The organism is Proteus myxofaciens ATCC 19692, from assembly GCF_001654855.1.
Lineage (GTDB): Bacteria > Pseudomonadota > Gammaproteobacteria > Enterobacterales > Enterobacteriaceae > Proteus > Proteus myxofaciens.
The window spans coordinates 1-7,463 of record NZ_LXEN01000115.1; the positions used below are offsets into that span (position 1 = coordinate 1).

General features: G+C 34.1%; 6 protein-coding genes. 2 read left to right on the plus strand and 4 right to left on the minus strand.

Annotated elements, in window-relative coordinates:
- Nucleotides 1-120 precede the first annotated feature (120 nt).
- Nucleotides 121-639: a 4-hydroxyphenylacetate 3-monooxygenase, reductase component gene (gene hpaC / locus M983_RS12270; protein WP_066751233.1), complete on the minus strand. Its 519-nt coding sequence runs from the start codon at nt 637-639 to the stop codon at nt 121-123.
- Nucleotides 640-1,212: 573 nt separating this feature from the next.
- Between hpaC and hpaR the strand changes: the two genes are divergently transcribed.
- Nucleotides 1,213-1,671, plus strand: a complete 459-nt coding sequence (hpaR, locus tag M983_RS12275) for a homoprotocatechuate degradation operon regulator HpaR (RefSeq protein WP_066751236.1) — start codon at nt 1,213-1,215, stop codon at nt 1,669-1,671.
- A 101-nt stretch (nt 1,672-1,772) separates the two neighbouring features.
- On the opposite strand, the gene betT is transcribed toward hpaR, so the two are convergent.
- Together betT and M983_RS12285 are read right to left on the minus strand one after the other, a co-directional pair.
- Nucleotides 1,773-3,776 (minus strand): choline BCCT transporter BetT, encoded by a 2,004-nt coding sequence (gene betT, locus M983_RS12280; protein WP_066751238.1) that lies wholly within the window; start codon nt 3,774-3,776, stop codon nt 1,773-1,775.
- Between the two features lie 376 nt (nt 3,777-4,152).
- On the minus strand, nt 4,153-4,875 hold the full coding sequence (locus M983_RS12285) for a hypothetical protein (RefSeq protein ID WP_066751240.1): 723 nt from the start codon (nt 4,873-4,875) through the stop codon (nt 4,153-4,155).
- A 294-nt stretch (nt 4,876-5,169) separates the two neighbouring features.
- Between M983_RS12285 and M983_RS12290 the strand changes: the two genes are divergently transcribed.
- The gene (locus tag M983_RS12290; protein ID WP_066751241.1) at nt 5,170-5,862 is read left to right on the plus strand and encodes a DUF421 domain-containing protein; all 693 of its coding nucleotides are present in this window, start codon (nt 5,170-5,172) and stop codon (nt 5,860-5,862) included.
- 109 nt (nt 5,863-5,971) lie between these two features.
- Here M983_RS12290 and rnz read toward each other — a convergent pair whose 3' ends face one another.
- Nucleotides 5,972-6,889, minus strand: coding sequence for a ribonuclease Z (gene rnz / locus M983_RS12295; RefSeq protein WP_066751243.1), 918 nt, complete (start codon nt 6,887-6,889; stop codon nt 5,972-5,974).
- Nucleotides 6,890-7,463: the final 574 nt, after the last annotated feature.

The window sequence follows — 7,463 nt, forward strand, 5'->3', positions numbered from 1 at the left end:
AAAAAATAAAGAGATATTGAATATAAAGATTATAAAAATAAATATTCACTTTTGTTAAATAAGTACTTAATAAAAACACGCCAATTAAGGCGTGTGATATTAAGATAAATATATTAAAACTTAAACGGTTGTAATTATTTGCTCATTTTTAACAGAATGAAATCGACGTTTAAAATAGATAAGGGCATGACCATCTTCACGTACTGTAATATTTTTAATTTCAGTCATATAAACAAAATGAGTCCCCACTTGGCGGACATCATAAATATCACCTTCTAGACTTGCGAGTGCATTAATTAATATTGGTTGCTGCTGTTGGCCTCGTTGCCAGCCAGGTTGCGTAAAACGTTCTGCCATTGCTAAGCCGGTCATTCCAGCAAAGTGGCAGGCCATTTCTTCTTGTTCATGGTTTAAAATATTGATGCTTAATTTTCCATTTTCTTGGAAAATAGCATTCATTTGGCTTTTACTGTTGATGCAAATCATGACGGTTGGCGGATTATCCGTTACTGAGCATACAGCTGTTGCTGTTAGGCCACAGCACCCAGCTTTACCATCGGTTGCAACAATATTAACCGCGGCACCTAAGCTTGCCATGGCATCACGAAAAAGTGGGCTAGCCTGTTTTTCCTCAGACATCATTTACTCCTACTACCAGACTTCTCATCTGTGGTGTCTTCACTTAAATTAATCATTCGTTAGATAAGGCAAAATATTATCTAACAATAAACGCGAAACAAAGTTGTATAGATGTTGCCGATGTATTTATCACGTTTGTGTCATACCATAACGCTACCGCGCATGAACAAAGATAGCAATCTTTGTTTGTTACAACCTGTTAACTTTATCTAAAACGTTGTGAGACAACCTTATCGCAATGCTTATTATTCATAATTTATCTAAAAGGTACTAGGTAAATTAAGCGATATGAACAACTTAATGATAAATAGCACAAATAAGCAATCTAGGTGTTGAGGATGATAGGTAGTGTTACTTAATGAAATGCCTAAAAAAATAGAGAAACACAGGATAAAATTGCAAAAATTGAGTCAGTATTAATTATTTGATAATATCAATAATTGTAACAAACAGTCTATTCTTGATAAGAAGCGTTGAGTATTCAACGAAATCTAAATTGCTGTATTTCTCCAAAATTTATTTCTATAAAACATAAATTTCATTTATAACACCTATAACAAGAGCTTTTTGACTATGCATGAATCATTAACTATCGCGCTATTACAAGCTAGAGAATCGGCGATGGGTTTTTTTCGTCCGATCCTCAAAGAGCATAATCTGACAGAACAACAATGGCGGATTATTCGTGTGCTTGTAGATAAGCGTTCTATCGATTTCCATGAATTAGCGCAGAAAGTGTGTATCCTTCGCCCTAGTTTAACGGGGATTTTGATTAGAATGGAAAGAGACGACTTAATTTGTCGATTAAAGCCAGTAAGTGATCAACGAAAACTCTTTGTTTCTCTTTCTGCAAATGGCCAAGCTCTATATGAAGAGATACAGCCTAAAATTGAAGAAGGTTATCAACTTTTAGAGCAGCAGTTTTCAACTGAAAATTTACAACGCTTATCTGCCTTGTTGAAAGAATTAATCGTTTTATCACCTGAAAGTAAAGCTTCTTTAGGAAAACAAACGAAAAAATCTATGCAATAACAGACAAAAAAGAAATATCAAAAATTCAAAGATTGTTATGATATAAACAAAAAGAGATGATAGTTTCCTATCATCTCTTTTTAGATAAAGATAAATACTGGTTACTGTTTTCCTAATACGTGCAAGAAATGAATATGTTTTTCATACTGATCAAGAATGTCGTGGATAACTTGTTCTTTTGTCCATCCCATCACATCATAATCTTGACCACCTTCTTTTAAATGAATTTCAGCACGATAATATTTATGCTCTTCATCCTTTTCTTCATCGCTTAATCCTACTAAGGCAAACGCGGGTTGAGTATAAAAGCGTAAACGAACTTCATAGAAGAAATTCATATCTTCGCCTAAATCAACCTCAAAGCCAATTCTATCTTCAGCTTCATTATGTATATGGCATTGAATAGCCTGCTTACTTAATTCTTCTGAAACCATCTCCATAGAAGGACGGATTACCTCTTCTATAAAACGCTTAACATGAGAACGTTTTGGAAAATAAGCAATATTTCTTAAACGACGTTGCCAAGGTATAGGATTACGGCTTGCGGTTGGCGCAATGGTTGTTTGTTGCTGGCTATCTCGTTTATATGCATCAACTCGTAACGCTTTAATTAAACCATAAATAGAAGCTAGCAATACCATTGAAAATGGCAAGGCACTGGCAATAGTCACCGTTTGTAGTGCGCTTAATCCACCTGCTAATAATAGTGTAATAGCTGAGATTCCCATTAATGCAGCCCAGAAAATACGTTGCCAAACAGGAGTATCACTATCACCACCAGAGGCTAATGTATCAACAACCATGGCACCTGAATCCGCTGATGTCACGAAAAAGACAATAACCATCAACATGGCAAAGAATGAAAGCACTGATGAGAAAGGAAAGTAATTTAAGAATTCAAACAGAGCTAATGATACATCTTGTTGAACGACATTGGCTAACATTTCAGCGCCTTTATCTTTAATCAGATAAATTGCGGTGTTGCCGAAAACGGTCATCCAAATTAATGTAAAACCTGCTGGTACAAAAAGTACGCCTATCACAAACTCACGAATAGTACGTCCTCTAGAAATACGGGCAATAAACATCCCCACAAAAGGAGACCATGAAAGCCACCATCCCCAATATAGAAGCGTCCAACCACCAAGCCAATCGCTCGACTTAGGCTCATAAGCGTAAAGATTAAAGGTTTTACTCACTATTTCAGAGAGATATCCACCTGTGTTTTCAACAAATGACTTTAAAATGAGAACGGTAGGGCCTAACAATAAAACAAGTAAAAGAAGTAAAACGGCTAAGCCTAAATTTAATTCTGATAAGAAGCGTATTCCTTTTTCTAATCCTGAAACAACAGAAATAGTGGCAAGGCACATAATGACGACAATCAGAACGACTTGGATCATTGGCGTCATTGGTAAACCGAAAAGATGATTCAGTCCAGCATTAACTTGTAATACGCCAAATCCAAGAGAAGTTGCAACACCAAAAACGGTACCCATGACAGCAAAAATATCAACAGCATGACCAATTGGCCCATAAATACGATCACCAATAATGGGATAAAGTGCTGAACGTAATGTTAGAGGTAAACCATGGCGATATGAAAAGAAAGCTAAAATTAATGCGACAATGGCATAAATGGCCCATGCATGTAATCCCCAATGGAAAAAGGTCAATCGCATTGCTTCTTTGGCGGCTTCTATCGTTTGAGCATCACCTGTTGGTGGCATTAGATAGTGCATTACAGGTTCTGCAACACCAAAAAACATCAAGCCAATTCCCATACCTGCTGAGAAAAGCATTGCAAACCAAGCAAAATAACTAAAGTTAGGACGTGCATGATCAGGGCCTAATTTGATTTGTCCAAATCGAGAAAGCCCTAAATAAGTGACACTTATTAAGATAAGTGCTACTGCTAGGATATAAAACCAGCTAGCGTTAGTGAAAAGATTTTCTTGAAGATGGCCTAGTTTTTCATTAGCGAGATCAGGAAATAACGCTGAAAAACCGACAACAATTAAAATTAATATCGCTGACGTATAAAATACAGGAGGATTAATTTTCATCCTAGGTTTGTTTGGTGTTATTTCATTTTGTTGACTCATAGCTAACCTATTTGTGTTCTTTTCCTTTGAAATGATTTTCAAAACTCAAACGAATTGCTGGTCTTTTCGTTAAAACCAGTGAGGAAAAGTTAATAAGATAATTTGAATAAAACATCAAAGTAATAGATGTCTTTTAAAAGTGCATAAATATTAGTATTTTTACTATCTTTGATAAAAAATCAAAATAAAATCAGTTTATTACTCGTATCAAACAATCATTTTTTCAGTTTAATAGGTTTCTCCTGTTAAAAAAGGCCGATTATAGTTGCATTTTTTGCTTAATCGTTCAAGCCTTGTCTTTTTTATACAAATTTAGCACAAAAAAAAGCCAGTAAAAATTACTGGCTTCTGTTTTATCAAAAATACTGAAATGTGGTTATTTATTTTCAGATTTTAGATTATCAATCTTTTGTTTAGCTTGATTATTCAAATCATCAGCTTTATCTAATGCTTTTTTCTCAGTCTCTTGAGCGTGCTGTTTTACATCATCGCCGGCTTTTGATGCATCCGCTTTTAACTGATCAGCTTTGTTGCTTGCATCTTTGTTTAAGCTATCGGCTTTTTTATTAGCATCTTCTTTAAGAGATGATGCTTTGTCTGATAATTTGTCACTTTGAGAATTAAAACTTTGTTTAATTTCATCTGATTTAGCAGAAGCTGCACTTTTTAGTTCATCAGCTTTTTGGGATGCGCTTTCTTTATATGCATCCGCTTTTTCATCTGCTTGAGTTTTTAAGTCACTTGCTTTTTGCTCAGCTTTTTCTTTCAGCTCTTTAGCTTGATCTGAAAGTTCATCTGACTTTTCAGATGCATCTTTTTTGAACTCATCGACTTTTTGGTCAGCTTTGTCTTTCAGTTCTTTAGCTTTATCTGAAATTTCATCTGATTTTTCAGCTGCATCTTTTTTGAGCTCAGCTGCTTTATCTTTTGCTTGTTCAGTTAACTCATTTGCTTTGTCTTTCGTTGTTTCACTTACTTGAGTAGCCGTTTCTTTCGCTTTATCAATGCCATCATCGGCCTTTTTAGAAGCATCATCACAACCCGCAGTAACAGCAACAAGACCAGCTAGAATTAACGAAGCAAGTAATTTTTTATTCATTTTTCTCTCCAAAGTATGTATCCACACCAATTTGGTCATATCTCATTTAATTAAGTAATTATACGAGACTTGATTGAGTTAACAGTAGAATGTTACAAGTAATTCCCTTTATTGAGTATAGTGATTGTCTTAAAATCAACAACCCTAAAAGTATATTAAGTCATTATTCAACGTCAAAATAAAACTTAGGCAGATAAGATAAATTAATGGGGAGATTTATCAATATAGATTTTTCTGTTTTATAATATCTATCCTAATACAATATAATCAGATTGTCAGAGATGTGAGACGCAAATGGAATATTATTTTTTAGTCGTTATTAAATTTATCATCGGTTTTACGATTATATTAGTTCATATGAATTTGTCAGGGAAAACACAGCTTTCTCAATTAACACCTATTGATTTTATTGGTAATTTTGTCTTAGGTGGGATAATGGGAGGTGTTATATATACGGATGCTATCCCTCTATACCAATACATTACAGTCTTTCTGATTGGTGTGATTTTCATATCTCTTCTTAACTATATAAGTAAAAAATTTAATTTCTTTCGCTCCGTAACAATAGGTAATCCCATTCCTATAATAAAGAAAGGTCAATTTATTATGGAGAATATAACGGAGAAAAAAAATAAAATAGATATCCTTAATATAACCTCTCGACTTCATGCTCAAGGTATTCATTCTTTTCAAGAAATTAGTTATGCACAGATAGAACCTGATGGACAAATAACCGTTGTTTGTGATGGTGCACAAATGCCTTCTTTAATTGTTATGAGTGATGGCGCTATTTTAGGTTCCGCATTAGAACAAATCGAAAAAGATGAAACGTGGCTAAAATCTGAAATGGAAAAGCAACATATTGAAAAACCAGAAGATGTTTTTTTAGCCGAATTTTGGGATGGTAAGGTTAACTTTATTTTGCAAGATGGCAAAATAAAGAAAATAAAAACAACAGTTAATAAGGCAGAAAGCCAGCCAGCATAAGCTATGTATTAATGAATGATAAAGGCGCTAAAAGCTATAAATGATAATTATCAGCTTATAGCGCTTTTTTCTATTTATACTTAATAAAAACAGTGTGTAATAAAAGTTATCACAATTTAAATACAGTAAAATCACTGGCTAATTCAGTGTTATTAAAAACTTGACGACTTTCTGCAAGTAATTCTTCAGCATCTTCAAGTAAATAACGGCTACTAATATGCGTAATAATCAGTTTATTTACATTGGCTTCTTTTGCTAGTTGTGCTGCTTGGACTGTTGTTGAATGCCCACGGCTATTTGCTTGTTCTGCCATATCATGTTTAAAGGTTGCTTCATGTACAATAACATCTGCGTCTTTTGCTAATATTAAGGCGTTAGGCGTAGGTTGTGTATCACCAAAAATAGCAATATGACAACCTTTAATTTTAGGACCAACATAATCTTGGCCATTTATTTCTCTACCATCAGGTAATGTAACTTTTTCGCCTAGCTTTAATGACTGTAACCAAGGGCCTGCTGGGATATTTTCTGTTTTCAGCTTTTCTGCATCTAATTTACCAGCACGGTTTTCTTCTTCTAATCGATAACCCAAACAGAACACTGGGTGAGAGAGTGGCTGACAACTGACTTTGATTCCTTCTTCTTTAAATAGAAAACTCGCTTCTTCTATTTCTACAATATCTAATGGATAAGTAAGATAAGAGCCACTAAGTGAAAGAGTAGTTTCAATAAAACGCTTTATTCCTTTGGGGCCATATATTGTTAATCGTGTTTCAGTTCCACCCATTGAACGACTACAGAGTAATCCTGGCAAACCAAATACATGATCGCCATGTAAATGTGTAATAAAAATTTTATTAATACGCGACACTTTTATACGTGTGTGCAAAATTTGGTGTTGTGTTGCTTCACCACAATCAAACATCCACATACTTTTTTGTTTATTTTGTAAATCAATCACCATACTGGTGACGTTGCGTTCTTTAGAAGGAACACCGGCATTCGTACCTAAAAAAGTAAGCTCCATATTGAACAATTATTCTCCATCGTGAATTTTATCCCAATTTAAATCAAATTTTGCTAGATATTTACGTAGTCGATCGGTATCAATAGGCTTTTTTCATTTATTTTGAAACTGCAAAAATTTTCGATCGGCTTGTTAAAGTGTTGGGGATTGGCCTATTTTAATGACTCTATTAAGCTGACTTAGACTGAAAAGATCAAGTGTTGAAGAATCAAATAACAATGATACTGAATATCGTCAACTTTGTTTTAAACGATCTATTTCTTCTTCTACCAGAGATAATCTAATGTGTCCTTTATCTGCAAGTGTTGTCATGCGCTTGTGGTTAATTCACGAAAATGACCTCGCAGTAATACATGTGGTGATGTTGTAAATAAAAGTAATATGACTTTGCATCACGATTAAAGCGAATAGACTTCGAATAAGAATGTTCTTAAAAGCCTAATTTGGCTCAGTATGTTTATCGATTTCGATGAGCATATTTTTTTTATTTCATTTTTTTTAAAGAAAAGAAAAATGAATAAATAGTGACTTAATTGCCAAGAAGGTATCGTCGTAACAAGATCATCTTTTCTCA